Source organism: Bradyrhizobium sp. 87, assembly GCF_023073015.1.
GTDB lineage: Bacteria > Pseudomonadota > Alphaproteobacteria > Rhizobiales > Xanthobacteraceae > Bradyrhizobium > Bradyrhizobium canariense_D.
Window position 1 is genome coordinate 457501 of sequence record NZ_JADPIQ010000128.1, and the last position, 26211, is coordinate 483711.

The following is a 26211-nucleotide window of genomic DNA, read 5'->3' on the forward strand; positions in this document are numbered from 1 at the left end:
GGCGAAATACTCGCAGCCGCCGTAGAGCGTATCCAGCGCCTTCGGCCAGCTCGCGGCGTATCGCCATTTGATCTCGGGCATCGACTGCGCGATCGCCGGCGCAGCGACGGCACTGGCGGCGAGGCCCAATCCGCCTGCCGTCAGGAATTTACGACGTTCCATGCGCTTCCCTCCGTTAAGTCGATGCTTCGACCAGGGACCGATCTTGGTGTCGTCTTGTCTTCGTCGACGCTCGACGTTGTCTGTTGAGACGTTGTGGCGTTTCCGAACGGCCCTTGCGGGCACTCGAAGATGGAATTCCGATCGTTGCGGTTCCGCGGCGAGGATGACCGGGCGCTTCGCCGGAATCAAGTCTCATGGGCGCCTCGCAGGTGCGAACGCCGGCCTGACGCAAGTCGGGCCTGCAAGCGATCTGCTATTCGGTCATTCAAAAACTAGGGAGGCTCGCGCATGACGGGCAAGAAAATCGTGGTCGCCGGAGCGAGCGGTCTCGTCGGCAATGCCGCGTTGCGACACTTCGGCGTCTCGGGCGGGTGCGATGTCATTGCCCTGTCCCGGCGGAAGCCGCGCGACCTCTACGGTGCCCGTCATGTACCGATCGACCTGACCAGCGCAGCGGATTGCGGGCGTGCCGCCTCGGAACTGAGCGGCGCAACGCATCTGATCTACGCCGCGCTCTACGAGGCGCCGCAGCTCGTCGACGGCTGGCGCGACCCGCAGCAAATCAAGACCAACGATTTGATGCTGCGCAATTTGATGGGTGCGCTCGAGCCTGTGGCGCCCGGCCTCAGGCACGTCGCCCTGCTGCAGGGCACCAAGGCCTATGGTGTCCACGTTCGCCCCTTGACCGTGCCGGCCCGCGAAGGCCGCTCCGAAATGTACGAGCAGCCCAACTTCTACTGGGCGCAGGAAAACTTCTTGCGCGACCTCCAAACCGGCAAGGCTTGGCATTGGAGCATCCTGCGGCCGGTGCTGATCGTCGGTCTCGCCATGGGCGGCGCCATGGACCTGATCCCGCCGCTCGGCGTCTATGCCGCGATGCTGCGCGAGCAGGGCAGGCCGCTCGACTACCCCGGCGGCGCTCCGCGGGTGGGGCAGGCCGTCGACGTCGATCTTCTCGCCCGCGCCATCGCCTGGTCGGGCGAGGCCGAGGCCGCGCGCAACGAGGCCTTCAATGTGACCAATGGCGACGTCTTTACCTGGGAGAACATCTGGCCTGCGGTCGCCGATGCACTGGAGATGAAGCCGGGCAGGCCGGTCCCGCTGTCGCTCGCGAGGGAATTCCCGAGCTGGGTCGCTCCCTGGGATGCGCTGCGGCGCAAGCACGACCTAGCATCGCCTGCGCTGGCCGAATTCGTCGGCCTCTCGTTCCAATACGCCGATTACAGCCTGCGCTATGGCCACACCGAATCCGGTCCGCCCTCGATCGTCTCGACCGTGAAGATCAACCGCGCCGGCTTCACCGAGATGATGGATACGGAAGACATGTTCCGGAAGTGGTTCAGGCAGGCAAAGCAAGAGCGACTGCTTCCCTGACCGAGAGCCAAAGCGGATACGTCCGGGATCGTTGCCCAGGTCAGACTGTGACCCGGAGCGGTCCGCTGGCCGAGCCGGTTCGAACGGCTTCAGATCTGGCTTATCTGAGCGTGTGTCGCAACCACCGTGAGGGACGGACATCACCTAGGACGGCGATCCTCTGTAGCGGCGAAAAGTCGACTTTCCACAGATCAAGTTCAAACAACTCGTCGCGCTGGCCGAGGTTCAGCGCGACCGACACCAGCACTCCATCGGCATCGTCGAATTCGCATTCGCCAATACATCGGCCGAAACGCCGATCTGCCGCGCCGACAAAGAGAAGGCTACCCATCCCACCGTCGTTCATTTCCTCGACGAGCCCAAAATGGTCCTGCAAGGGCGAATGCTGACCTAGAATAAAGGCAACCAGATCACGCTCTGCGGGGGTGAGTGGGCGTGGCATCTTCTTTCTCGTAGCGGCTGGCGTGCATTGGCTCTATCACGCTGCGAATCCTTATTGATCCAAGCTAGGTTGGCTCGTTCAACAATGTCAGCAGAGAACGAGCTTTGACTAAATCTGCAGTGGCAAGTCCCTCGGAGAAACGAACGTAAAGGGGCGCTAGCAGCTCCCGTGCCTCACCGATACGCGACTGCTTCTGCATCAGGGATGCCAGAGTTGTCGCCGTCCTGAGCTCCCAGGATATTGCGCCTTGGCGGCGTGACCACTCGAGAGAGTGATTGAGGTGCGCTTCGGCCGACACGAGCGCCTCCGCGCCACCTTGATTGAGCGCCAGGATACCCTTGATGCGCAGCAGTTCAGCGACGAACCAGCGGTCCTCGTTCCTTTCCGATTGAGCCAGCGCCCTTTCGATCGTTGTATTGGCTCCGCGGTGATCGCCGATATCAGACTCACCGAGTGCGAGATTGCCCAGAAGGAATAAATAGCGGCTTTGAAAGCCGGTCGGGGGGAAGCCATTCAAGCCTTCGCGAAGCAGGGCAAGGCCCGCAGCGGTGTGGCCACCCTTCATCTCCAGAATACCCGCATAACAGCGGCCCCATACTCCCATTGCTCTGAACGTCGCTTCTCGATGAAGCATAGTTGAGATGAGCGCTTCCGCAGCATCAAAATTGCCGATCTCAAGCGCTAGAGGGCAAGCGCCGAAGGCAATCGCATAGAGAAGAGAAAAATCGTGTCCAAGTGCCGTCGCATGATCGAAGGCGTGTTTGCCGACCGCGGCTGCCTGGTCCGGAAAACCCAACAACCAAAGCGTTTGGCTGTAGTACGTTCGGGCAGCCACATGTTGATCAAACTGATATCGCAGGGCGTGCATTTGCCCTGGCGGCGCGACGTAGCCTGCCAGCATTTTTTCCAGATGTCGCCGGGCGCCGGCTTGGTCCCCTAGAATGTGCCGCGTCACTCCCAAAATCCGCTCTCCGACGAAACGATCAGCGACATCGATAGCGCCATCAGGCAGGTTGACGAATTTTTCGGCGATCTGCAGTGCACCGGGGAAATCGCCTCTTAGGTATCGCCCTATCCAGAGACCCCATAAGCTCCTCAGCTGATATTCGTTGTCGTCCAGTTCTTCAGCCAATCGGGATACACGCAACCACGCATCGTCGATGATCGCAGCGTCCCCGGTCGATTCCATATGCGCAACCGCCAAAGTGAAGAAGAGGCGGAGCTCCCGGCGCGCGTCACGACCCAGCTTTTCGTCGATTTGGAAAACCGCTTGCTCTGTCCGCTCCCGACATTCGTCTATGAGCATATGATGAATCCAGACCGGTGCGGCAGCGGCCGTGAGGTCGAGCGCTAGCAGCGAATCACCAGACTTGCCATGCGCCCAGTCGAGGGCAACGCGGATCTCATCGATCGGCCGACCATTAGTGGCAACCGATGCTTCGGTCAGATTGTTGCTTCCTGCCCCTTTCAGGGACCGAACGAGCTTGGAGGCAGACGCATTTTCGCTCTTCCGGAAACCGGACAGCTCGACCCCAATCCGCTCGAATAAAGTTAAATGATAGACAGCATGACGGCGAGCAACGAGGTTTGCATCATCGCTTCTGGCCAACTTTTCCTGCACATACCCGCGGGTGGTATCCAGCAATCGGTATAGCGGGATGGCGAGACGAGCGTTCGCTGTCAGAAGTGACTTGGCGGCAAGACTGGCAACGGACTCGATCACCTGCGAATCGTCCAAATCATCTCCGGCCGCGATCGCGAAGGCAGCCTCGATCGTAAACGGCCCAACGAAAACAGATAGTCGGCGCAGGATAATCTGCTCAAGCTCCGGCAAAAGATCGTAGCTCCAGTCGAGCGTTGCAGCCAGAGTCTGGTGTCGCGGCAACGCCGTTCGCCGGCCTCGCCAGAGCTCGAACTTGTGGTCGAGGAGCCGCAAAACGTCATGGACTCCGTAAGCGCCCACACGACCAGCTGCGAGTTCGATTGCGAGGGGGATTCCGTCGAGCTTTCGGCAGATCTCGGCCACGACCGGTGCATCGACGTCGTTGAGTATGAACTGAGGCTGACTTGCTGTAACGCGTTCGACAAAAAGCTGTACTGCAGCGTATGCCATCGCCTCTCGTGCATTGGGACCCTCAGGCGGAAACTCGAGGGGAGCTATCCAATGAACGTGCTCGCCTCTGACCCGCAAGGTTTCACGGCTTGTTGCCAAGATGTAAACTTGCGGCGTTTCCTCGAAGATGGTTTCTGCCAGCGCAGAAGCCGCCTCAATCACACGCTCGCAGCTATCGAGCACCAGCAAAACTCGAATGTCTCGCAGTGCGGCCAGAAGGCCGGGGATAGGATCGCGATCGTCAACGGCAAGTCCGAGCGCCGAGCCGATCGTACCCGCCACGAGATGCGGATCAGAAAGTGAGCCCAGGTCAATAAGGTGAACCAGATCGGCAAACTCTGTAGTGAGTTGGTGGCCGACAGATATTGCCAGAGTTGTTTTTCCGATCCCGCCCGGACCGACAATGGACACGAATCGTTCGGCCATAAGATGCGAGGAGATCGCTTGCACGGCGTCGTCCCTGCCAATCATCCTGCCAAGGCGATTCGGAAATGTTGAGCGTCGACCCGATTTTGCGATTTCAGCAACAGGCTTGAGCGTTCGTGAGACAGGCGCCACGAAGCTATACCCTTGTCCTGGCACGGTCGTGACATACGTCGCTCCGGCCTCTCCATCGCCGAGCACCTTGCGCAAGCCCGCCATATGAAATCTAAGGCTACCCTCGTCGACGGTGACGCCGGCCCAAACCCGAGCTAGCAGAGTCTTCTTGCTGACAACTTCGCCAGCATGCTCGACAAGAACTGTAAGGATGTCCAAGCTACGGGCGCCCAACTGAAGTGGTACACCCGATTTTTCTAGACGTCTCCGCTCCGGGATTAATTCAAAGGGCCCAAAAGAAAAACTTTCTTTCGCGAGCCGATCTTCATTGACGACCGAGCCCACCATCATCATGCGTCCAACTGGTTGTGCCGCGCGAGCTACCTTGCCATGGTTGCCACTGAAATCAATGGACTGGTGAAGGCGGCGGAACTCAGCAGAGCATGTTCGCCCCTCTGTCGCGCACATGTGGCGGCCAGCGGACATCGCTCAGTCCGCACCAATAAATCTCGATTTTATGAGTACAGGGCCTACTCTGCGCTAATGAACGCCGCTTCCATGGCCTTCCGCGTCCTGATCGTCTCGTTGCCCGCGTCGAACTCGACATCGCTCCAGCGCACGATCTCGCCATGGGCGACGTCGTGCTTCAGCCTCACGCGATGCGCCAGCCCGATAGGCAGCGCGCCGGCCTTGAGGCTCGCGGCCGCCGGCAACAGCTTGCCCCACACCGTGTAGCCGCCTTCGCCGTCCAACATCTCGCCGGCGCGCAGATTGCGTTTTGCCACGGCGGCGACGTCGCCGCGGAAACCATGGGGCTGCCCGGTCGGCTCGCCCCGCAGCGCGGCCGACAGCACCGAGATGTTCAGCTCGAGGCCGATCAAATGGTAGGGCTTGTACATCGCCGCGTACCGTCCGCTGCCGTCGGTCTTGAGGCCGTATTGCCTGAAGCAGTCGGCGGCGTAGTCGTTCGGCGCCTCCAGCACGACGTAGACGCCCCAGCGCAGATCGCGAAACACCGGCCTTCCATCGCGCTCGAGCGAGGAGACCACCTCCACGACGCCCGATCGCTCCAGCACGCCGCCCTTGCTGCCCGGCCGCATGATATGCGGCAGGTCGTCGACGCCGCAGGGTGGAAACAGCAGGCCCTCCGCAGGCACGTCCAGTCCGCAGGCGTTCGCAATCGCGGCCATCTCGATCGCCGATTTGGTACCGTCGAGGAACGAGTTGAACATCTGCGGATTCATCCCGGCCGATTGCGCCTCGCCCGCGGTCAACCCGTAATGCTGCCAGACGCTGTCGGGCGTCACGTCGTGATAGGCCGGCAGATATTTTGTGCCTTTGCCGGCGGCAACCACATGAAAACCGGTGGCGCGCGCCCAATCCACCATTTCCGCGGTCAGCGCCGGCTGGTCGCCATAGGCGAGCGAGTAGACCACGCCGGCCTTGCGGGCTTCCTGGGCGAGCAGCGGACCGGCAAGCACGTCGGCCTCGACATTGACCATCACGATATGCTTGCCGGCCGCGATCGCCGCGCGGGCGTGTTTGATGCCGACGGCGGGATTGCCGGTCGCCTCCACCACCACGTCCATCGCGCCGCCGGCGATGGCGCGCGCGCCATCATCGGTGAAGACGGTGGCGGCGATCCGCTCGGCGCTCCAGCCCACCGTGCGGCAGGCCTCGCGCGCGCGGTCGCGATCGATGTCGACGATGATGGGTACCTCCAGCCCCGTCGTGTGCGGCACCTGCGCCAGGAACATCGAGCCGAATTTGCCGGCGCCGATCAGCGCCACACGGACGGGCTTGCCGGCGGCAGCGCGGGCCTGGAGGAGGCGGAAGAGGTTCATGTTGTTACCCGATCAAGTATGTTGGTCCGGACGCGGTGCAGCGCCATAAGCGCGTTCACGCGCGTCTTCGACGCACTATGGCGCTACTCCGCAGAGCCGGCACCCAGAAAGAAAACTATCCGTGTGGTATGGGCCCGGCTCTGCAGCGCACCGCTTCGCGCTGCGCTGCGTCCGGGGCACGAGAGTGTCCTACTCCGCCGCCTGCCGCGGCGCACGGGCGAGCCGCACCAGTGCGTCGTCCTCCACCGTCTTGATCGGCGCAAAATCGCGATGCGCGATGTACTCCGGCCGCGTCGGGGTACGGATGTAATTCGAAACCGCGTTCAGCGTCAGGTACACGATCTTGCGCGGATAGGGCGTGATGTTGCCGGCCGAGCCGTGCACGAGATTGCCGTGGAACATCAGCATGCCGCCGGGCTTTCCCGTCGGCGCAACGATGCCGCCCTGCTTGACCAGCCGCGTCACGGTCTCCTCGTCCAGCGTCCACAGCGGATAGGAGGTCGTCGCGAGGTCATGCGAGGCCTTGAGGTCGCCGGCGTTCTGGCTCTGCGGTACCAGCATCAGCGGGCCGTTGATCGGCATCACCTCGTCCAGGAAGATCGCGATGTTCATCGCGCGCGGCTCGGGCATGCCGTCGTCGCGCTTCCAGGTGCCGTAATCCTGGTGCCATTGCCAGACATCGCCGGTGAAGGCGGATTTCGCGTTGATCTTGAACTGGTGCATGTAGACCTGCTCGCCGAACAGCTGCTCGACCGGGCCGATCATGCGCGGATGAGCACCCAGAATGCCGAACGCCTCGTTGTAGAGATGCGCGGCAAAGGCGGTGCGTGGCGCGCCGCTCTTCTCGCGCCAGACTTCCGGCCGGTTCGTGTCATAGATGCCGACCGCCTCGCGCGCGAGGAGATCGACCTCCTCCGGACTGAACAGTTCGGGCAGGAACAGCCAGCCCTCGTGGTGGAAGAACTCCAATTGCTCCTGGGACAGTTTCACGGCGCGTCCTCCTGTTTTGATTTGTTGTCGCTCGTCTTGGCCGGCCATCCACGTCTTGGCAGTGGCGGTCGCTACGCCGCCGCCTCTTCCGTCGCCCTCAATCTCTCCTCAGTCATCCGTCCCGCCGTCTGCGCGTGCGCAAGCGCCGCACGTTCGGCCGCCTTCGCATCTCCTGCGAGAATATGTCCGGCAATGTCGGCATGCTCGGCCCAGGCGCTGCCGCGATAATCGAGCTCCGACAGCACCGTCGCCATCGAGCGGCGCATATGGGGCCATTGCGGCGTAATCGTCTCCTCGATCACGGGATTGCCGGCGAGCCGATAGATCGCGCGATGAAACGCGACGTCGAGCGCGATCAGCTCGGCGAGCGTGGTCTTGCCATCGATCCCGCGTCCGGCGGCGAGCGCCGCCTCCAGCCGCGCGCGTCCCGCCGCATCGCCTGCGCGCTCCGCTGCCAGCCGCGCCGCCAAGGCATCGATTGCGCCGCGCACCTCGTAGAGCTGGCGGATGCGTGCGGGATCGAGCTGGGTGACTTCAAAGCCGCGCCGGCCGCTCTCGGCGACAAGTCCCTGCCGGTGCAACAGGTGCAGCGCATGCGACACCGGCTGGCGCGATACGCCGAGCCTGTCGGCGAGCTCGTTCTGCCGGATGCGCTGGCCGGGCTGCAGCGTGCGGTCGGAGATCGCCTCCAGGATCCGCGCATAGACCTGGTCGATCAAGTTCGGAAGCGGGTCGAGAGGGATCACGCCGGCAGCTCCGAGACCATGAGAGGGAATACGGAATTCCGTATTCAAGGATACGGCGAGGGGATAAGGGCGTCAAGCGCGGCCAAGGGGGCGTCCAGCCTCATTTCGCGCCACCTAAGTCATTGATATTGCTGGGCTCAGCTACTGTGCATGGGGTTGTTTTTGAGGAAAAAAGAGTGTGAGGCCACTTACTCCGCCAAAAACGCGTCCACCGCCTCGCCGAACTCCAGGGGCGCCTGCTCGAACATCCAGTGGCCGGCATTGGGGATCACGGCTGTCTTCGCCCCGGTGATGTGCTCGGCCAGCACACGCCACATCACCGACAGGCTCCCTGTCGTCGCCCCGCCGCCGATCAGGAGTGTCGGGGTCGTGATCGCCTGCGCGTCCGCGAGCGTGTAGGGCCTGCGCTGCTCGTTGATCTGGCCGAGGAAGGTGATCGCGTTGTCGCGCAATTGCTGCTTCGCCGCCGCCGGCACGCGCCGCCACGAGCCGTCGCCTTCGATGCCTTCGTAGAAGTTCTGCAGCGCGCCCTCGATGTCGCCGGCGCGGATCATCTCGACCGAGCGCGCCGTGCGCGCCGCCAGCGGCGGGTGCGCGGGCGTGCCTGCGGGCACCGGCAGGCTCGCATCGAGATCGCCGCCGGGTTCTGCAAGCACCAGCTTTCGCAACAGATCGGGCCGCGCCTGCGCCACGCGAAAGGCGATGTGACCGCCGCGCGAATGGCCCATCAGATCGACCGGCGCGGGTTCGACCTGCTCGATGAAAGCGATCACGTCAGCGACGTGCTGGGCCATCTTGTAATCGTCGCCGACGGCATCCCAATGTTCGGGAAAGAAATGCCGCAGGCTGACCGAGATCACGCGATGCGATTTCGACAGCGGACCGAGCACGGAGTACCAGGTGCGGAAATCGCCGAGCGTGCCGTGCACGCAGACCAGCGGCGGCCCCTCGCCCACTTCGAGATAGGCCATGTCGTAACCATTGACGCGAAGTGTCTGCATGATCAGCCCGCCAGAAAATCCAGCACCAGTTCGGAGAATTTCTGCGGCGCCTGCTCGAACATCGGGTGCGTTGCGTTTGGGATGACCGCCGTCCTGGAATACGACACATGCGCCGCGAGCGCATGCAGCACTTTCGGCAGCAGGCCCTTGGTCCGCGCGCCCAGGATGAACAGCGTCGGCATCCTGATGGACTCCGCGTCGGCCCTCGAGAACGGCGGGCGGTTGTCGCGGACCTGGCCGATCAGCGTGAAGGCGTTGTCACGCAGATTCTGCTTCACCAGGGCCGGCAGCCGCGGCCAGGTGCCGGGCCCTTCCAGCGTGTCGACGAAGACTGCAAGGCCGCCGTCGATGTCGCCGGCCGCGATCTTCTCGGCCGAGGCCGTGAACCGCGCCAGCAACGGCGAGGGGCCGCCGGCATAGTCTGGATCGAGGCTCGCGTCGAGCTCCCCGCCGGGCTCGGCCAGCACCAGCCGCCGGAGCAGGTCCGGCCGCCGCTGCGCCACGCGGAAGCAGATGTGCCCGCCGCGGGAATGGCCCATCAAATCAACCGGGCCGAGGTCGAGCTCCTCGATGAAGGCGATGACGTCGTCGACATGCTGGGCGATCGAATAGGTGTCGCCAACGCCATCCCAGCGATCGGGGAAGAAGTGCCGCAGGCTGACGGCCATCAGCCGGTGCCGCTGGGACAGCGGACCGAGCACGCAGCCCCAGACACGAAAGTCGTTGAGCGAACCATGCACGCAGACCAGCGGCGGCCGCCCTCGGTCTTCGCCCACGTCGAGATAGGGCATGTCGTATCCGTTGACGTGGAGGCTTTGCATTCTGGGCTCGCAAACAGGGAAGGCGGAACTCCTGTGCAAGATTCCCGGAAACCGGGTGGATCGCAACTATTTCCAAGTCTAGATTTGAGCTCAGTTCACATTGGGGCATGCGAGGGGAACGCAAGCCAAGGACGAAGTTATGACCGACCAGCATTTTGCCCTCTTCGACAGCAAGATCGGCCTTTGCGCCATTGCCTGGGGTCCGCGCGGCATCAACGGCACGCAACTGCCGATGGGCGGTGAGCAGAAGATCCGCACCCGCATCAGCCAGCGCCATGCCGATGCCAGCGAAGCCGCGCCGACCGCCGAAGTACAGCAGGCGATCGACCGCATCACAAAACTGCTCGCGGGCGAGCCGGATGACCTCACCGACATCCCGCTCGATCTCGATGGCGTGCCCGACTTCAACCGCGGGGTCTACGCGATCGCCCGCACCATTCCGCCGGGCAAGACCGTCACCTATGGCGACATCGCCAAGCAACTCGGCGGTGTCGAGCTGTCGCGCGACGTGGGCCAGGCGCTCGGCCGCAACCCGTGCCCGATCGTCGTGCCCTGCCATCGCGTGCTGGCGGCCGGCAACAAGCCCGGCGGCTTCTCCGCGAATGGCGGCGTGGTGACGAAGCTGAAGATGCTGGAGATCGAAGGCGCGCTGGTGAACCACACGCCGAGCTTGTTTGATTGAGGCGATGACGCCGCTGGCTAGATCTTCGCCGCCGCCATCGGCCAATATTTGTCGCGCAAATGCCGCTTCACCAGCTTCCCAGTGGGCGTGCGCGGCAGCTCGGCTTCGAAATCGATCGAGCGCGGGCATTTGATCGTCGAGAGGCGGCTCCTGCAATAGGCGATCAGGTCGGCCTCGAGCTCCTTGCCGGCGCGCTTGGGATCGTGCGGCTGCACCACCGCCTTGACCTCTTCGCCCATCTCCTCGTTCGGCACACCGAACACGGCGACGTCGGCGACCTCGGGGTGGGTGATGAGCACGTCCTCGGTCTCCTGCGGGTAAATGTTCACGCCGCCCGAGATGATCATGTAGGACTTGCGGTCGGTGAGAAAGAGAAAGCCATCCCTGTCGAGATAGCCGACGTCGCCGAGCGTCGACCAGCCTTTTGCGTTATAGGCCTTCTTCGTCTTCTCGGGATCGTTGTGATAGGCGAAAACCGGCGCATCGGCGAAATAGACCGTGCCGATCTCGCCCGTCGGCAGCTCCTCATCGTTCTCGTCCAGAATCTTGATCTTGCCGACCACGGCGCGGCCGACGCTGCCGCGGTGCTCCAGCCATTCTTTCGAGTTGCAGACGGTGACGCCGTTGCCTTCGGAGCCCGCGTAATATTCGATCAGGATCGGCCCCCACCATTCGATCATCTTGGCCTTGACCTCGACCGGGCAGGGGGCGGCGGCGTGGATCGCGCCCTTCAGTGTCGAGACTTCGTAGCGGTTACGGACCTCGTTCGGCAGCTTCAGCATGCGCACGAACATGGTCGGCACCAGCTGCGCCTGGGTCACCTTGTACTTTTCGACCAGTTTCAGGAAATCTTCGGCGTCAAAGTGCTCCATGATGATGGAGGTGCCGCCGAGCAGGACAGCCATCATGTTGAAGCGCAAGGGAGCGGCGTGATAGAGCGGTGCCGGTGAGAGATAAATAGTCTCGGCGTTCATGCCGCACATGCTGGCGCAGAGCACGCGCAGAAACGCGTTCGGCTCGTCGATCGGCTTGCCCTCGAAAGCCTTCTTGATACCCTTGGGCCGGCCCGTGGTGCCCGACGAATACAGCATGTCATAGCCGGCAACCTCGTCGGCAATCGGGGTTGTCGGCTGTGCGGCGGCTTCCTTGTCGTAGGAGCGGAAGCCGGCTTGCGGCTCGTCCATCATGTAGAAGACCGGCTCGCCGGGCGCACCCTTGATCAGCGTCTTGATCTGGTCGGCACATTTCGGTGTCGTGATCACGACCTTGGCGCCGCAATCGGCGATGATGTAGTCGATCTCGTCCTGCTTTAAATAGCGGCTGATCGCGGTGTAATAGAGCCCGCTGCGTTGCGCAGCCCAGCAGATCTCCATAAAGGCGAGGCGGTTCTCCATCAGCAGCGCGATGTGGTCGCCGGCCTTCAGCCCGAGCGAGCGGAACAGGTGCGCGCCCTGGTTCGAGAGCTCGTCGAGCTCGCGATAGGTAATCGCCTTGCCGGTCCCGGCCATTTGATAGGCGATCTTGTCGGGTGTGGCGCGGGCGTGGATGGAGGGGTGTGTCATGTCTCTGTTTACGCGGCTGGGAGTAACGTTCCCCGGATATCCGGGGTCCATTGTGAGGCATGGGTCCCGGCTCTGCGCCGCAGCGTTTCACGCTGCAGCGCGTCCGGGACACGAGAGGGCTTACAGCCGCTCCACGATCGTCACATTCGCCATGCCGCCGCCTTCGCACATGGTCTGCAGGCCATAGCGTTTGCCGCGCTGATGCAAGGCATGCACCAGCGTCGTCATCAGCTTGGTGCCGGAGCCGCCGAGCGGATGGCCGAGCGCGATGGCGCCGCCATTGACATTGAGACGTTCCGAATCGGCGCCGGTGGTCTTCAGCCACGCGGTCGGCACCGAGGCAAAGGCCTCGTTGACCTCGAACAGGTCGATGTCGTCGATCGCCATGCCGGCCTTCTCCAGCGCGCGCTTGGTGGCGTGCAGCGGTGCGTCGAGCATGATCACGGGATCGCCACCCATCATGGTCATGTGGTGGACGCGCGCCAGCGGCTTCACGCCGAGCTGCTTCAGGCCACGCTCGTTCACCACCATCACGCCGGAAGCGCCGTCGCAGATCTGGCTGGCGCTGGCCGCGGAGAGCTTGCCATTCTCGGCGATCAGCTTGACGCCCTTGATGCCGTCGAGTGTGGCGTCGAAGCGGATGCCCTCGTCGATGTGGTGGGTGTCCTTGGAGCCGTCGGCGCGGGTGATCTCAAGCGGCACGATCTCCGTCTTGAAACGGCCGGCCTGCGTCGCCGCGATCGCGCGCTGATGACTGTTGTAGGAGTACTCGTCGAGCTCATCCTTGGAGAGGCCGTACTTCTCGGCCATCATCTCGGCGCCGGTGAACTGGCTGAACACGATGTTGGGATAACGCTGCTCGATACCCGGGCTCTTGTAATTGCCAAAGCCGTTCTTGGCGGGAAGCTGCGACGACAGGCCCATCGGCACGCGCGTCATCGATTCCACGCCGGCGGCGATCACCACGTCCATCGCGCCCGACATAACGGCCTGCGCAGCAAAATGCAGCGCCTGCTGCGACGAGCCGCATTGGCGGTCGATCGAGGTGCCCGGCACGCTCTCCGGCAGTTTCGAGGCCATGATGGCGTTGCGCGCCACGTTGTTGGACTGCTCGCCGACCTGCATGACGCAGCCCATGATCACATCCTCGACCAGCGCGGGATCGACCTTGGTGCGGTCGACCAACTCGTCCAGCACCTTCGCGGCGAGATCGGCCGGATGCCATCCGGCGAGGCGGCCCCCCTTGCGCCCACCGGCGGTACGCGCAGCGGCGACGATATAAGCCTCGGCCATGTCGGTTTCTCCCTGGATTATTTTGAACGGTTGGTTGTCGGGGCGGGATTTAAGGGGCGACCGGTTGTTTAGTCAATCGATCAATTAACTCTTGTGGGGAGGCGCTGCTTGGGCTTATCTGCGGCCGCTCTTCCGCCAAAATCAGGGATCTCCGTGACTACCAGCGTACCGAACAGGCTCCCCAGCGGAAAGAATTCCACGGCAGAGAAATTGCTCGTGGCCGCGAGCGAGCTGATGATCGAACGCTCCTCGATCGAGATTTCCCTGAGCGACATCGCCCAGAAGTCCGGCGCCAACGCCGCGCTGGTCAAATATCACTTCGGCAACAAGGACGGCCTGCTGCTGGCGCTGCTCGAGCGCGACGCAGGAACGGAACTGTCCAACCTGGAATATCTGCTGGCGCAGCCGATCACGCCGACCGCGAAGCTGAAGCTGCACATCGGCGGCATCATCCGCGCCTATCACCGGTTTCCCTACATGAACCGGTTGATTCACTATCTGCTGCACGAGAGCGTCGCGGGCTCCGCGGACGAAGTCTCGAAATTCTTCGTCGCACCGCTGCTGGATTTCCATCGCCGCCTGCTCGCCGAAGGTGTCAGTCAGGGCGAATTCCGCGCCACCGATCCCGTGCTGTTCTACACCAGCCTGATCGGCGCCTGCGATCATTTGTTCTTCGGCCGGCACGCGATGTCACGCGCGACCGGCGTCGGCCCGGTCACCGACGACGTCTGCCGGCAATATATCAAGCACATGGAAACGCTGATCTGCGGCGGCATTCTCACGAATATCGAGGAAGCCGCCGCGGCCGGATGATCCGGCCAGAACGCAGAAGTCTAGAGAAGAAACGCCCAAGGAAAAGGTTCGAGGAAAGGTACAAGCGATGCAGTTGAAAGACGTAGCCGTTCTCATCACCGGCGGCGGGTCGGGCCTTGGTGCCGCGACCGCCCGCGCCATGGCCGCGAAGGGCGCCAAGATCGGCGTGATCGACCAGAGCAAGGAAAACGCCGAGAAGGTCGCCGCCGAAGTGAAGGGCATCGCGCTTCATGCCGACGTCACCAGCGAGGAGCAGATCAAGGCGGCGATCGCCAATGCGGAAGCCGCGCACGGCGTCGCGCGCGTGCTGATGAACTGCGCCGGCATCGGCGGCTCGCAGCGCATCGTCGGCCGCGATGGAGTCTACCCGCTGGAAAAGTTCGCGCGCATCATCAACGTCAATTTGATCGGCACGTTCAACTGCCTGCGTCTGTTCGCCGAGCGCTTGGTCACGATCGAGCCGGTCGGTGAAGAGCGCGGCGTCATCGTCAACACTGCTTCGGTCGCGGCTTACGAAGGCCAGATCGGCCAGATCGCCTATGCAGCGTCGAAGGGCGGCGTCGTCGGTCTCACGCTGCCGGCCGCGCGCGACCTCGCGAGCCAGAAGATCCGCGTCAACACCATCGCCCCCGGGCTATTCCTGACGCCGCTGCTGATGGGCTTGAACGAAGAGGCCCGCAAGAGCCTCGGTGCCCAGGTGCCGCATCCCGCGCGTCTCGGCGACGCCAATGAATACGGGTCGCTGGCCGTGCACATCGTCGAGAACCCAATGCTCAATGGCGAAACCATTCGCCTCGACGGCGCGATCCGCATGGCGCCGCGGTAGAGCTCTTTTTCCTTCTCCCCTTGTGGGAGAAGGTGGCGCGCTCCTGAGCGCGCCGGATGAGGGGTTCTCTCCACGATCTCACCTGTGGAGGCAGACCCCTCACCCGAGCGAATGCGCGGCGCGTGACGTACATGCCCTCTCCCACAAGGGAGAGGGCGCAGTAATCGGCACCATCGTTGCGGATGAAGGAAGTCGCGCGCATGTCCCAACCGCTGTTGATCGAGCACAATGACGGCGTCGACACCGTGACGCTCAATCGTCCTGAACACCTCAACGCGCTCGATCCTGCGTTGATCGACGCGCTCAACGTCTACTTCCAAGGCCTTCAGCGCAACCGCGACACGCGCGTCGTGGTGTTGAAGGGCGCCGGCAAGAATTTCTGTGCGGGCCTCGACCTCAAGGCGGCGATGGCGCGCCGTGCCGGCCAGCAGGAGCCGCCTGATGTCACCGAGTCGCTGGATTCGCAGCGGCGCATCGCCGACATCGTGATGCTGATGCGGCGCTGTCCGCAGCCGATCCTCGCGCTGGTACAGGGCGCGGCGGCCGGCGGCGGCTTTGCGCTGGCGCTCGCCTCCGACATCCGCATTGCGACGAGATCGGCGCGGATGAACTGCGCCTTCATCAAGCTCGGCCTTGGCGGCTGCGACATTGGCACCAGTTATTTTCTTCCACGCCTTGTCGGTGTCACCGTGGCATCGGAGCTGATCCTCACGGGACGCTTCATCGGCGCCGAGCGGGCGCTCGCGGTCGGGCTGGTCTCCGAGGTCGTCGACGAGGACAAGCTCGATGAGGCCGCCGAACCCTATGTCGACGCGATGATCACGGCCTCGCCCGTGGGCCTACGCCTGTCCAAAGAATGTCTCAACATGAGCGTCGATGCCGGATCGCTGGAAGCCGTAATCGCGATGGAGGATCGCAACCAGGTCCTGTGCAGCCGCTCCGAGGAATTTTCGGAAGGCATCAGGGCCTTCCTTGAGAAGCGAAAGCCTGTCTATATCAGGCGCTGACAATGAAGATCCGTAAAGGACGAGAAATTCCGGGAGACGCACTATGAGTGGAAGCGCGGCGGCGGTGATGACGAAACCCGCCTTTCGCAAGGTCAAGTGGCTTGGGCGCGACATCGACGTCGAGCGCCGCGACGACGGCACGGTGGTGCTGAAGTCGCGCATCCCGCTGCAGACCTACGAGAAGCATATTCCGGCTTCGCTGGCAAAATGGGCGAAGGAAGCGCCAGAGCGGATCTGGCTTGCCCAGCGCGGTGGCCCGAACCGCGAATGGCGCAAATTGTCCTATGGCGAAGCCAAGCGCATCGTGGATGCGCTGACGCAAGGCCTGCTTAACCTTGCGCTCGACGGCCGCCCGGTCACAATCCTCTCCGGCAATTCGATCGAGCACGCGCTGATGACGCAGGCCGCGATGCAGGCGCGCGTGCCGGCCGCGCCGGTCTCGCCGGCCTACTCCTTGATGAGCCATGATCACGTCAAGCTGAAATACCTGTTCGACCTGATCAAGCCCGGCGTGGTGATGGTGCAGGACGGCCCGACCTTCGAGAAGGCGCTGAAAGCGCTCGATCTCACCGGCGTCACCATCGTTCACGTCTTGCGGCCCTGCGATGGCATCGAGAGCGTCAGTTTTGCCGAGCTCGCGGCGACAGCTGTGACTGCCGATGTCGAAGCGTCGATCGCGAAGATCACGCCTGAGACCGTCGGCAAACTGCTGTTCACGTCAGGCTCGACCGGCATGCCCAAGGCCGTCATCAACACGCAAGCGATGATGTGCGCCAATGCGGCCATGATGATGCAGGTGCGGCCACGCGATCCCGGCGGTCCGATCTCGACCATGCTGGACTGGATGCCCTGGAACCACACCATGGGCGGCAATGCGGCGTTCCACCCGATCCTGGTCGATGGCGGCACGCTCTATATCGATGACGGCCGTCCGATGCCGGGGCAGTTCGAGGAGACTCTCCGGAATCTGCGCGAGATCTCGCCGACCTATTACGCCAACGTCCCCGCCGGCTATGCCGCGCTCGCCGCCGCCATGGAGAAGGACGAGGCGCTGTGCCGCTCCTTCTTCAAGAATCTCTCGATCATGGCCTATGGCGGCGCGCGGCTGCCTGATGACCTCTACGACCGCATGCAGGCTCTCGCCGTGAAGACCACCGGCGAGCGCATCGTGTTCTACACCGGCTGGGGCTCGACCGAGACCGCGCCGACATCGACCGGTACCTATTGGGACACCGAGCGCGTCGGCCTGATCGGCCTGCCGTTCCCCGGCGTCGAGTTGAAGATGGTGCCGTTCGGCTCGAAATACGAGCTGCGTCTGCGCGGCGTCAACGTCACGCCGGGCTATTTCGGCCAGCCTGACCTGACGAAGAAGATGTTCGACGAGGAAGGTTTTTATTGCATCGGCGACGCCGGAATCTTCGTCGACGACACCGATCCGGTGAAGGGCATCATCTTTGCCGGCCGGGTGGTCGAAGATTTCAAGCTGACCACCGGCACCTTCGTCCATGTCGGCTCGCTGCGCACCGATGCGATCGCCGCCGCGACGCCCGTCGTGCATGATGCCCTGGTCGCGGGGCAGGATCGCGCCTTCATCGGCTTGCTGGCCTGGCCGAACCTGCATGCCTGCCGTCAACTCGTCGGCAAGCCTGATCTCAGCTTCGAGGATGCAGTGACGCATCCCGAGGTGATCGCTTGCTTCAGGCGCGGGCTGGAAGCTCACAACCGGGAGTGCGAAGGCGCCAGCAGCCGCATCATCGCGCGCGCCATGCTGATGGCGGAACCGCCTTCGATCGACGGCAACGAGCTCACCGACAAGGGCTACATCAACCAGCGCGCCGGCCTGGAACGTCGTGCCGCGCTGGTGGGGCGGCTCTATGCTGACAAGCCTGACCAGGACGTCATCATTCTCAAGTAATCGACATCAGCAACACGGATACGCGCCATGAATTTCGATTTCTCCGACGACCAGAAGCAGCTCCGCGATCAGGCGCGCAAATTCCTCACCGAGAAGTGCCCACCCAAGGCAGTGCGCGCAGTCCTCGACGGCAAGGTGCCGTACGACAAGGAGCTGTGGAAAGGCCTCGCCGAGATGGGTTTTCTCGGCGTCGCCATTCCCGAGGATTTTGGTGGCGCCGGCGCCGGTCATCTCGAACTTTGCGTGATCGCCGAAGAGATGGGCCGGGCGAACGCACCGGTGCCGTTCTCCTCGACTGTTTACCTGGCTGCCGAAGCGCTGCTGATCGCGGGCAGTGACGCGCAGAAGAAAAAATGGTTGCCGGCCATTGCCTCGGGCGAGGCGATCGGCACGCTGGCGCTGTTCGAGGGCAAGGGCAATCCGTCACCGAAGAACGTCAAGCTCACGGCTGCGAATGGCGTGCTCAACGGGGTCAAGAAGCCGGTCGCCGATGGTACGATCGCCGACTTCGCGGTGGTGGCGGCACGCACGGGATCGAGCGGACGCGACGGCGACATCTCCTTGTTCATTGTCGATCTCAGGGCCGGCGGAGTCGAGGTGAAAAGCCTGACCAATCTCGATCCGACCCGCGGGCAGGCGGAGATCACTTTCAGGGATTGCAAGGCCGAGCCCCTGGGCGCGGCCGGCGAAGGCTGGAGCATCTTGACTCAAGTGCTCGATCGCGCTGCGGTGCTCTGCGCATTCGAGCAGGTGGGCGGCTCCGACCGCGCGCTGGAGATGGGCCGCGACTACGCGCTCGACCGCATCGCCTTCGGGCGACAGATCGGCTCGTTCCAGGCCGTCAAGCACATGCTGGCGGACATGTACGTGTCGGCAACGCTGGCGCGTTCCAACAGCTATTACGGCGCCTGGGCGCTCTCGACCAACGCCGCGGAGCTGCCGGAAGCCGCCGCCGCGGCCCGCATCAGCGCGACGCAGGCGTTCCAGCACTGCGCCAAGAACAACATCCAGGTTCACGGCGGCATGGGTTTCACCTGGGAGTTCGACTGCCACATGTACTACCGCCGCGCCAACGCGATGGCGCTCGGGCTCGGCAGCCTGTCCTATTGGGAAGACCAGTTGATCGACCGCATGCGCAAGAAGAACGCGGCGTAGGCGAAAGGCAACGTCATGAACTTCGACGACACTCTGCAAGAAGCCGAATTTCGCGCCACGGCTCGCGCCTGGATCGCGGCAAATGCGCCCAAGCAGTACGAGGAGGAGCTTCGCAAGTCCTCGCTCGGCCGCACGCAATTGAAGAACGCCAACATTCTGGAAGTGGCAAAGGCCTGGCAGAAGAAGAAGGCAGATGCCGGCTGGGCCTGCCTGCATTGGCCGAAGGAGTATGGTGGCCGCGGTTCGTCGCCGATCGAACGTGTGATCTGGCAGCAGGAAGAAGGGCCGTTCGGCCAGCTATCCCGCATGTTCATCATCGGCCACGGCATGTGCGGGCCGACCATGATGGCGTTCGCGCGCGAGGAGCATAAGCGCGCCTATTTGCCGCCACTCGCCTCCGGCGAAAAGGTCTGGTGCCAGCTGTTCTCCGAGCCCGCCGGCGGCTCCGACGTTGCGGGCCTACGCACGCGCGCCGAGAAGGATGGCGATGACTGGGTGATCAACGGCCAGAAGATCTGGACGTCGGGCGCGCACTATTCCGATTACGGCATTCTGCTCACCCGCACCGATCCGACCGTGCCCAAGCACAAGGGCCTTACCATGTTCTTCCTGGACATGAAGAGCCCTGGCGTCGAGGTGCGGCCGATCAAGCAGGCGAGCGGCGCTTCCGACTTCAACGAAGTCTATTTCACCAACGTCCGCATTCCCGATCACCAGCGCCTCGGCGAGGTCGGTGACGGCTGGAACGTCTCGCTGACCACGCTGATGAACGAGCGCAGCGCGATCGGCGCGGCCGTCTCGACCGGCTTCCCCGAGCTGTTCGAATATTGCTCCAGCCTGATGCTGGACGATGGCCCGGCAATCGAGGACCGCGCGGTGCGCGCGAAGCTGGCGAGCTGGGCGGCGAAAGCGAGCGGACTGAAATACACCAGCATGCGCGCGATCTCGGCGCTGTCGAAGGGCGAGCGTCCGGGACCGGAGAACTCCATTGGCAAGCTGGTCGCGGGCTCCATGATCCAGGATGTCGCGACCTATGCGCTGGATCTGCAAGGCGCTGCCGGTGTGATCAGCGGTGCCGAAGATTCCGAACTCGCCGGCCGCTTCCAGGCGATGCTGCTGCGCGCGCCGGGAACCCGTGTCGAAGGCGGCACTGACGAGATCATGCGCAACATCATCGCCGAGCGGGTGCTGGGCCTGCCCGGCGACATCCGTGTCGACAAGGACGTGCCGTTCAACAGGATCCTGACGAAGGGAAGAGGCTGATGATCCTCATCCTGAGGAGCCGCGGAGCGCGGCGTCTCGAAGGATGCAGGCCCAACGGGGGCCTCGTGGGTCGAGACGGCGCTGCGCGCCACTCACCATGAGGGACTAAGACAGAGCAAGAACGAAGAGGTCCGCCATGAATTTCGACGACACCCCGCAGGAAGCCGCCTTCCGCGAGACCGCGCGCAAATGGGTTGAGGCCAACGCGCCGAAGGAGTTTTTGGCTGAGCTGTCAAAATCCTCGCTCGGCCGCATCCGGCTGGCCAACCACGACATCGTCGATGTCGGCAAGGCCTGGCAGAAGAAGAAGGCCGAAGGCAATTGGGCCTGCCTGCATTGGCCCAAGGAATATGGCGGCCGCGGTGCGACGCCGATCGAGCGCGTGATCTGGCAGCAGGAGGAAGGCGTCTATGGCAAGCTGACGCAGCCGTTCCAGATCGGCGAGGGCATGTGCGGGCCAACCGTGATGGCTTTTGGCAGCGAGGAGGCCAAGCGGCGCCATTTGCCGAAGCTGGCCGCGGGCGAGGAGATCTGGTGCCAGCTGTTCTCCGAGCCATCAGCGGGCTCTGACGTCGCGGGCTTGCGCACGCGCGCGGAGAAGAAGGGCGACAATTGGGTCGTCAACGGCCAGAAGATCTGGACCTCGGGTGCGCACTATTCCGACTACGGACTTTTGATCGCGCGCACCGATCCCAATGTGCCCAAGCACAAAGGTCTCACCATGTTCTTCCTGGACATGAAGAGCCCCGGCGTCGAGGTGCGCCCGATCAAGCAGGCCAACGGCATGCAGGAGTTCAACGAGGTCTATTTCACCGACGTCGTCATTCCCGACAGCCAGCGTCTTGGCGCCATCGGCGAGGGCTGGAGCGTGTCGCTGACCACGCTGATGAACGAGCGCATGTCGATCGGCTCGCGGCTTGCGACCGGCGTCCCGGAGATGTTCGAGTTCTGCTCCAACCTGATGCTGGAGGATGGCCTCGCCATCGACGATCCCGCCGTGCGCTCAAAACTCGCGAGCTGGGCGGTGAAGTCGAGCGGGCTGAAATACACCAGCTACCGCGCGATCTCGGCGCTGTCCAAGGGCGAGCGGCCGGGACCGGAAAATTCGATCGGCAAGCTCGTCTCCGGCATGATGCTACAGGACATCGCAACCTATGCCATGGACCTCCAGGGCGCGGCCGGCGTTCTCACCGGCACGGACGAGGAGACCGTGCAGGGCCAGTTCCAGCAGATGCTGCTGTCCTCGCCTTCGATGCGCATCGCGGGCGGCACCGACGAGATCTTGCGCAACATCATCGCCGAGCGCGTGCTGGGATTGCCGGGCGACATCCGCGTGGATAAGGACGTGCCGTACAACAAGATTCCGACCAAGGGGCGTTGACATCTCGTGTCCCGGACGCGCGAAGCGCGAGCCGGGACCCAAGAGCCATAATAGACAGGCCACAATGGGCCCCGCCTCAGCGCCGCATCACTTCGTGCTGCGTCGCGTCCGGGGCACGAAAGCGAGCTTAAGCAATGGACGCTGCAGTCAATCATAACAACCGCATCGGCGTGCTCGAAGAGCTGCTCAACGAGCGCTACTCGGTGCGCGCCTTCCTGGCCAAGGAAGTCGATCGCGCGACGATCGAGCACGTGCTGACCACCGCCCAGCGCACGGCGTCCTGGTGCAACAGCCAGCCCTGGCAGGTCGTCATCGCCAGCGGCGAGGCCAAGGAGCGTTTCCGCAAGCTGATCTACAAGGAGGCTTCGGGCGGGCTCGGGGACGACTATGATTTCACGCCGCCGCGCGAATATCTCGGCGCTTATCTCGAACGCCGCCGCGAGAGCGGTTTTCAGCTCTACAACACGCTCGGCATCGCGCGCGGAGACAAGATGGCCTATGCCAAGCAGGCGCTGGAGAACTACAATTTCTTCGGCGCGCCGCATGTGGCCATCATCCATACCGACGAGCCGCTCGGCATCTACGGTGCGATCGATTGCGGCGCCTATGTCTCGAACTTCATGCTGGTCGCGCAGGCGCTCGGGCTCGGCACAATTCCGCAGGCGGCGCTCGCGCGCCACTCCGGCCTGATCCGCCGCCATTTCAATTTGCCTGATGATCGCCGCATCGTTTGCGGTATCTCGTTCGGCTATGCCGACAATGCCCACAAGGTCAACAGCTACCGGACGTCGCGTGCGAGCCTGGCCGAGACCGTGACCTTCGTGGACGAGTGATCGAGGCGATGCACGCTTCGTATTGGACGTGATCCCGTTCGCGCGAAAAGACGGCCGCGGATGCGGCCGCCTTCATCGCGGTCTCAGTTCGATTGACGCCGGCCGTCAGCCGCCGCTGCCGCCGATCACGGCGCGAATGGTCTCGTCGGGCCCGAAATCCTCGGCGCCGTCGACATAGAGCAGCGCCGCGAGCTTGGAGCGCGCACGGTTGACGCGGCTCTTGATCGTGCCGACTGCGCAGCCGCAGATCGAAGCCGCGTCCTCATAGGAGAAGCCGGAGGCGCCGACGAGGATCAGCGCTTCACGCTGGTCCTGCGGAAGCTTGTCGAGCGCCGTGCGGAATTCCTCGAACTCAAGATGGGCGTTCTGCGAGGGCTGCGTCTTCAGCGTCTTAGCATAATTGCCTTCGGCATCCTCGACTTCCCGCCGCCGCTTGCGATAGTCGGAGCGGAACAGGTTGCGCAGGATCGTGAACAGCCATGCCGGCAGATTGGAGCCGGGCTGGAACGAGTCGATGTTGGCGAGCGCCCGCAACAGCGTCTCCTGGACCAAATCGTCGGCGCGGTCCGCATTGCCGCTGAGCGAGATGGCAAACGCGCGCAGACTGGGCACGGCCGCCAGGATGTCGTTACGCAGGGAATCCGTGAGAGGCATCAATCCCTCCCATTGTTGTCGTTAGAGCCGCCACCATTTTCCACTTGGGGGGTCGCTCCCGGCGCATCAAGTTTCTTGATCAGTTCCGCGAACCGGTCCGGAACCCCCTGCCGCACCACGTCGTCGTACATGGCGCGCAGCTGGTGCCCGATCCGGGACTGGATCTCCGGAGTGAGCCCTCCCTTGCCGGGGGTCGTGCTTTTGCTGGCTTGAGACTTGAGATCTTTCATGACCTGTTCCACGTTTCCCCGAGTTAAGTAGCTGTAAAATCGAGAAGTTCTCTCAACCGGGAGCCGTTCCCTGGATAGGCTCAATGCGAGCTGCGAGAAAAAGTTCCGCCCCCATGCGGAACTTTTCTTGGTCTGAGGCGTAATCAGCCCAGCAGGGGAACCCGGGCCCCCCGCCTAACGCCTGCACGTCAAGGTCGGCCCGAAGATGATATGGAGTGGGGATGTCCCGTTCACAGCTCGTTGCTGAACACTTGCCGTTGTTGCGCCGGTACGCACGCGCCCTGACGGGCAGCCAGTCCTCCGGTGACGCCTATGTCGCAGCCATGTTGGAAGCCATGCTGGGAGATCCGTCGGTGCTCGACGAGAGCCACGGGCCGCGCGCCGGCCTGTTCCGGCTGTTCACCCAAATCTGGAATTCCGTTTCCGTCAACGACGATTCCGAGGTGACGAACCTGCCGATGCCGCCGGAGCGGCGGCTGTCCAACATCACGCCCTTGCCGCGGCAAGCCTTCCTGCTGCTCTCGCTCGAGGGATTTTCGGAAGAAGAGGTCGGCTACATTCTCGGCACCGACGTCGGTGAGACGCGCCGGCTTGCGGATGCCGCAGGGCGTGAGATGGCAGCCGAGATCGCCACTGACGTGCTGATCATCGAGGATGAGACCTTCATCGCCATGGATCTCGAGAGCCTGGTGAAGAACCTCGGCCACAATGTCGTCGGCGTCGCCCGCACCCACGCCGATGCGGTCGCGCTGGCAAAGAACAAGCGACCGGGCCTGATCCTCGCCGACATCCAGCTCGCCGACGGCTCGTCGGGCCTCGACGCCGTCAACGAGCTGCTCCGCACCTTCGAAGTGCCGGTGGTGTTCATCACCGCATACCCCGAGCGCTTCCTCACCGGCGAGCGACCGGAGCCGGCCTTCCTGATCTCGAAACCGTTCCAGCCGGCGATGGTGTCGGCGGTGGCGAGCCAGGCGCTGTTCTTCCAGCGCAACTCCCGCAACCGCGCGCCGAAGGTACCGGCGGCGTAACGAAGGCGCCAGCGCCCGGCATTTTGACGAAATCCGATCCGGCGTGCCGCAAGGTGCGCCGGATTTTTGTTGATCCGGTTGTCACGCTTGACGGCCATCGAATTCGCCGCTCATACCTCGCGCAGCGGCCGTTGCAGCCGCGGTGCCATCGGAGACGTGTTCATGGACCAGCAACTCCTCGATCGCCTCGCCATCCGCGACCTCGTCGAGAACTGGGCGGTGTGGCGCGATGCCGGCGATTGGGAGCGTTTTGCCACCGTCTGGCACGAGGAAGGCTGGATGTCCGCCACCTGGTTTCAGGGGCCGGCGCGGGATTTCATGCGGGTCAGCCAGGAGGGGTTCGCCAAGGGCGTGCGCATCCTGCATTTCCTCGGTGGCTGCAGCATCGATCTCGAGGGGGCGCGCGCCATCGCGCAGACCAAGATGACCATCTCGCAGCGCGCACCGGTGCACGACGTGCCCTGCGACGTCGTCTGCACCGGGCGCTTCTACGATTTCCTGGAGAAGCGGCAGGGAAAATGGGGCATCGTCCGCCGCCAGCCGATCTACGAGAAGGACCGGATCGACCCGGTTGATCCCTCCGCGACGCTTCAGCTCGACCAGAAAGCCCTTGCCGCGCTGCCCGAAGGCTACCGCCACCTCGCCTACATGCAGGAGCTGATCGGCTACAAGGTCAAGCGCGACATGCCAGGCCTCACCGGGCCCGAGGTTGAGAAGCTCTATGCGGAGGGGCGGGAGTGGCTTGCGGGGAAGGCGAACTGAACGCCAGACAAAAGTAAGGCGCGACTGGCATCACCACAGTCGCGCCCTACGTCGCCGGCTTATGGGGCAGGGGGGAATAGCCGGCTGTTGATACGACTCCCGTCCCTGAAAGTCGTTCCAGGGGGTTGCAAAATTTTTCGTGGGGCCATCCTTTTCGCACCCTGCCTTTTCGCACACGGTTAAGTGATCTTAACGCCTGAGAACTCTGGGTCCTCTCCTCGCGTTGTTCCCGCGATCGCCATGGGGCGAGGGACCGACAGCCATGTCACAGATTCAAAAGGTATTTTTAGGCGCCGTCGCGATCGCCGCGACGCTTGGCGCCGTCCAGGTCGGCGCCGTGCAGCTGGCCTCCGGCCATGATCCGGCCGACCGCTGGCAGGCGGTCGCTGACAAGCCGGGCCATAACGTCAATCGCTCCAGCAAAGCGGACCGGCTGGCCGACATCAAGCAGGCTGAGGTTCCGACCCGCACCGTGTCGATGCGGCTGAACGATCTGGCCGACACGTCGGTGCTGCTGCGGGTCCCCGCGGTGATCGAGACCGGCAACGCCAAGCCGCCGGTGTTGCTCCCGGACCAGAAGCAGAGCCGCAAAAAGCCGACGATCGCCTGCGAGCCGATGGTCAGCTCCCTGACCGAGGTCGCAAAGCTGCTCCAACCCGGCCGCTGTGTGACTTGATCGGCTTTGGCCACGGACAAGTCGCCCTCCGCCCGGAGGGCGATTGCTGACGTCTACTTGATCCCCTGCCCCCTCGCGTTATATCCCGGGTTTCTTCCTCT

25 protein-coding genes (1 of these 25 only partly in view) are annotated in these 26211 nt (G+C 63.4%); 13 read left to right on the forward strand and 12 right to left on the reverse strand.

The features are described from left to right. A protein-coding gene (locus tag IVB50_RS33595; RefSeq protein ID WP_018453275.1) for an ABC transporter substrate-binding protein crosses the window boundary here: on the reverse strand, positions 1–162 show its 5' portion. The gene continues 927 nt to the left of window position 1, outside the view; only the first 162 of its 1089 coding nucleotides appear in the window; it begins with the start codon at positions 160–162; its stop codon lies beyond the left edge, outside the window. A 288-nt stretch (positions 163–450) separates the two neighbouring features. On the opposite strand from IVB50_RS33595, the gene IVB50_RS33600 reads away from it, so the two are divergent. Continuing rightward, the gene (locus tag IVB50_RS33600; protein WP_018453276.1) at positions 451–1536 is read left to right on the forward strand and encodes an NAD-dependent epimerase/dehydratase family protein; all 1086 of its coding nucleotides are present in this window, start codon (positions 451–453) and stop codon (positions 1534–1536) included. A gap of 100 nt (positions 1537–1636) precedes the next feature. Here the strand turns inward: IVB50_RS33600 and IVB50_RS33605 are convergent, their stop codons facing one another. The 7 genes from IVB50_RS33605 to IVB50_RS33635 form a co-directional block, all read right to left on the reverse strand. Further along, complete coding sequence (locus IVB50_RS33605; protein WP_026232500.1) at positions 1637–1978, reverse strand: hypothetical protein; 342 nt, start codon at positions 1976–1978, stop codon at positions 1637–1639. 64 nt (positions 1979–2042) lie between these two features. Continuing rightward, positions 2043–5114 carry a winged helix-turn-helix domain-containing protein gene (locus tag IVB50_RS33610; RefSeq protein WP_083926317.1) on the reverse strand — a complete coding sequence of 1024 codons (3072 nt, stop codon included), beginning with the start codon at positions 5112–5114 and terminating at the stop codon, positions 2043–2045. 44 nt (positions 5115–5158) lie between these two features. Then, complete coding sequence (locus tag IVB50_RS33615; protein WP_018453279.1) at positions 5159–6472, reverse strand: Gfo/Idh/MocA family oxidoreductase; 1314 nt, start codon at positions 6470–6472, stop codon at positions 5159–5161. A gap of 189 nt (positions 6473–6661) precedes the next feature. Next, positions 6662–7462, reverse strand: coding sequence for a phytanoyl-CoA dioxygenase family protein (locus tag IVB50_RS33620; RefSeq protein ID WP_018453280.1), 801 nt, complete (start codon positions 7460–7462; stop codon positions 6662–6664). A 71-nt stretch (positions 7463–7533) separates the two neighbouring features. Beyond that, positions 7534–8208, reverse strand: a complete 675-nt coding sequence (locus tag IVB50_RS33625) for a GntR family transcriptional regulator (protein ID WP_018453281.1) — start codon at positions 8206–8208, stop codon at positions 7534–7536. A gap of 188 nt (positions 8209–8396) precedes the next feature. Then, positions 8397–9209 carry an alpha/beta hydrolase gene (locus IVB50_RS33630; protein ID WP_247299307.1) on the reverse strand — a complete coding sequence of 271 codons (813 nt, stop codon included), beginning with the start codon at positions 9207–9209 and terminating at the stop codon, positions 8397–8399. Positions 9210–9211: 2 nt separating this feature from the next. After that, positions 9212–10030 carry an alpha/beta hydrolase gene (locus IVB50_RS33635; RefSeq protein ID WP_247299308.1) on the reverse strand — a complete coding sequence of 273 codons (819 nt, stop codon included), beginning with the start codon at positions 10028–10030 and terminating at the stop codon, positions 9212–9214. A gap of 139 nt (positions 10031–10169) precedes the next feature. Between IVB50_RS33635 and IVB50_RS33640 the strand changes: the two genes are divergently transcribed. Beyond that, positions 10170–10712 (forward strand): methylated-DNA--[protein]-cysteine S-methyltransferase, encoded by a 543-nt coding sequence (locus IVB50_RS33640; RefSeq protein ID WP_018453282.1) that lies wholly within the window; start codon positions 10170–10172, stop codon positions 10710–10712. Between the two features lie 17 nt (positions 10713–10729). Here IVB50_RS33640 and IVB50_RS33645 read toward each other — a convergent pair whose 3' ends face one another. Continuing rightward, positions 10730–12274, reverse strand: a complete 1545-nt coding sequence (locus IVB50_RS33645; RefSeq protein ID WP_026232503.1) for an acyl-CoA synthetase — start codon at positions 12272–12274, stop codon at positions 10730–10732. A 120-nt stretch (positions 12275–12394) separates the two neighbouring features. Beyond that, complete coding sequence (locus IVB50_RS33650) at positions 12395–13567, reverse strand: acetyl-CoA C-acetyltransferase (RefSeq protein ID WP_018453284.1); 1173 nt, start codon at positions 13565–13567, stop codon at positions 12395–12397. Between the two features lie 210 nt (positions 13568–13777). Between IVB50_RS33650 and IVB50_RS33655 the strand changes: the two genes are divergently transcribed. From IVB50_RS33655 to IVB50_RS33690, 8 genes are all read left to right on the forward strand, one after another. After that, positions 13778–14380: a TetR family transcriptional regulator gene (locus IVB50_RS33655; RefSeq protein ID WP_018453285.1), complete on the forward strand. Its 603-nt coding sequence runs from the start codon at positions 13778–13780 to the stop codon at positions 14378–14380. 67 nt (positions 14381–14447) lie between these two features. Then, positions 14448–15206 (forward strand): SDR family NAD(P)-dependent oxidoreductase, encoded by a 759-nt coding sequence (locus IVB50_RS33660; RefSeq protein ID WP_018453286.1) that lies wholly within the window; start codon positions 14448–14450, stop codon positions 15204–15206. Between the two features lie 200 nt (positions 15207–15406). After that, entirely contained in the window at positions 15407–16213 is an 807-nt protein-coding gene (locus tag IVB50_RS33665) for an enoyl-CoA hydratase/isomerase family protein (RefSeq protein ID WP_026232504.1), read from the forward strand. Positions 16214–16256: 43 nt separating this feature from the next. Next, on the forward strand, positions 16257–18128 hold the full coding sequence (locus IVB50_RS33670; RefSeq protein WP_018453288.1) for an AMP-binding protein: 1872 nt from the start codon (positions 16257–16259) through the stop codon (positions 18126–18128). 27 nt (positions 18129–18155) lie between these two features. Further along, positions 18156–19283, forward strand: coding sequence for an acyl-CoA dehydrogenase family protein (locus IVB50_RS33675; RefSeq protein ID WP_018453289.1), 1128 nt, complete (start codon positions 18156–18158; stop codon positions 19281–19283). 15 nt (positions 19284–19298) lie between these two features. Next, positions 19299–20546, forward strand: coding sequence for an acyl-CoA dehydrogenase (locus IVB50_RS33680; protein ID WP_018453290.1), 1248 nt, complete (start codon positions 19299–19301; stop codon positions 20544–20546). Between the two features lie 136 nt (positions 20547–20682). Next, on the forward strand, positions 20683–21927 hold the full coding sequence (locus tag IVB50_RS33685) for an acyl-CoA dehydrogenase (RefSeq protein ID WP_018453291.1): 1245 nt from the start codon (positions 20683–20685) through the stop codon (positions 21925–21927). A 134-nt stretch (positions 21928–22061) separates the two neighbouring features. Continuing rightward, on the forward strand, positions 22062–22760 hold the full coding sequence (locus tag IVB50_RS33690; RefSeq protein WP_018453292.1) for a nitroreductase: 699 nt from the start codon (positions 22062–22064) through the stop codon (positions 22758–22760). 105 nt (positions 22761–22865) lie between these two features. On the opposite strand, the gene IVB50_RS33695 is transcribed toward IVB50_RS33690, so the two are convergent. Next, positions 22866–23414, reverse strand: coding sequence for a sigma-70 family RNA polymerase sigma factor (locus IVB50_RS33695; RefSeq protein WP_007597240.1), 549 nt, complete (start codon positions 23412–23414; stop codon positions 22866–22868). Beyond that, positions 23414–23644 (reverse strand): NepR family anti-sigma factor, encoded by a 231-nt coding sequence (locus tag IVB50_RS33700; protein WP_026232505.1) that lies wholly within the window; start codon positions 23642–23644, stop codon positions 23414–23416. Before IVB50_RS33700 ends, IVB50_RS33695 begins: the two co-directional genes overlap by 1 nt. A 221-nt stretch (positions 23645–23865) precedes the next feature. Here IVB50_RS33700 and IVB50_RS33705 point away from each other — a divergent pair, with 221 nt between their 5' ends. The 3 genes from IVB50_RS33705 to IVB50_RS33715 all read left to right on the forward strand — a co-directional run bounded on the left by IVB50_RS33705 (position 23866) and on the right by IVB50_RS33715 (position 26110). After that, positions 23866–24672, forward strand: a complete 807-nt coding sequence (locus IVB50_RS33705; protein WP_007597237.1) for a response regulator — start codon at positions 23866–23868, stop codon at positions 24670–24672. Between the two features lie 162 nt (positions 24673–24834). Beyond that, complete coding sequence (locus IVB50_RS33710; protein ID WP_026232506.1) at positions 24835–25434, forward strand: nuclear transport factor 2 family protein; 600 nt, start codon at positions 24835–24837, stop codon at positions 25432–25434. Between the two features lie 262 nt (positions 25435–25696). After that, positions 25697–26110 carry a hypothetical protein gene (locus tag IVB50_RS33715; protein ID WP_018453296.1) on the forward strand — a complete coding sequence of 138 codons (414 nt, stop codon included), beginning with the start codon at positions 25697–25699 and terminating at the stop codon, positions 26108–26110. Positions 26111–26211: the final 101 nt, after the last annotated feature.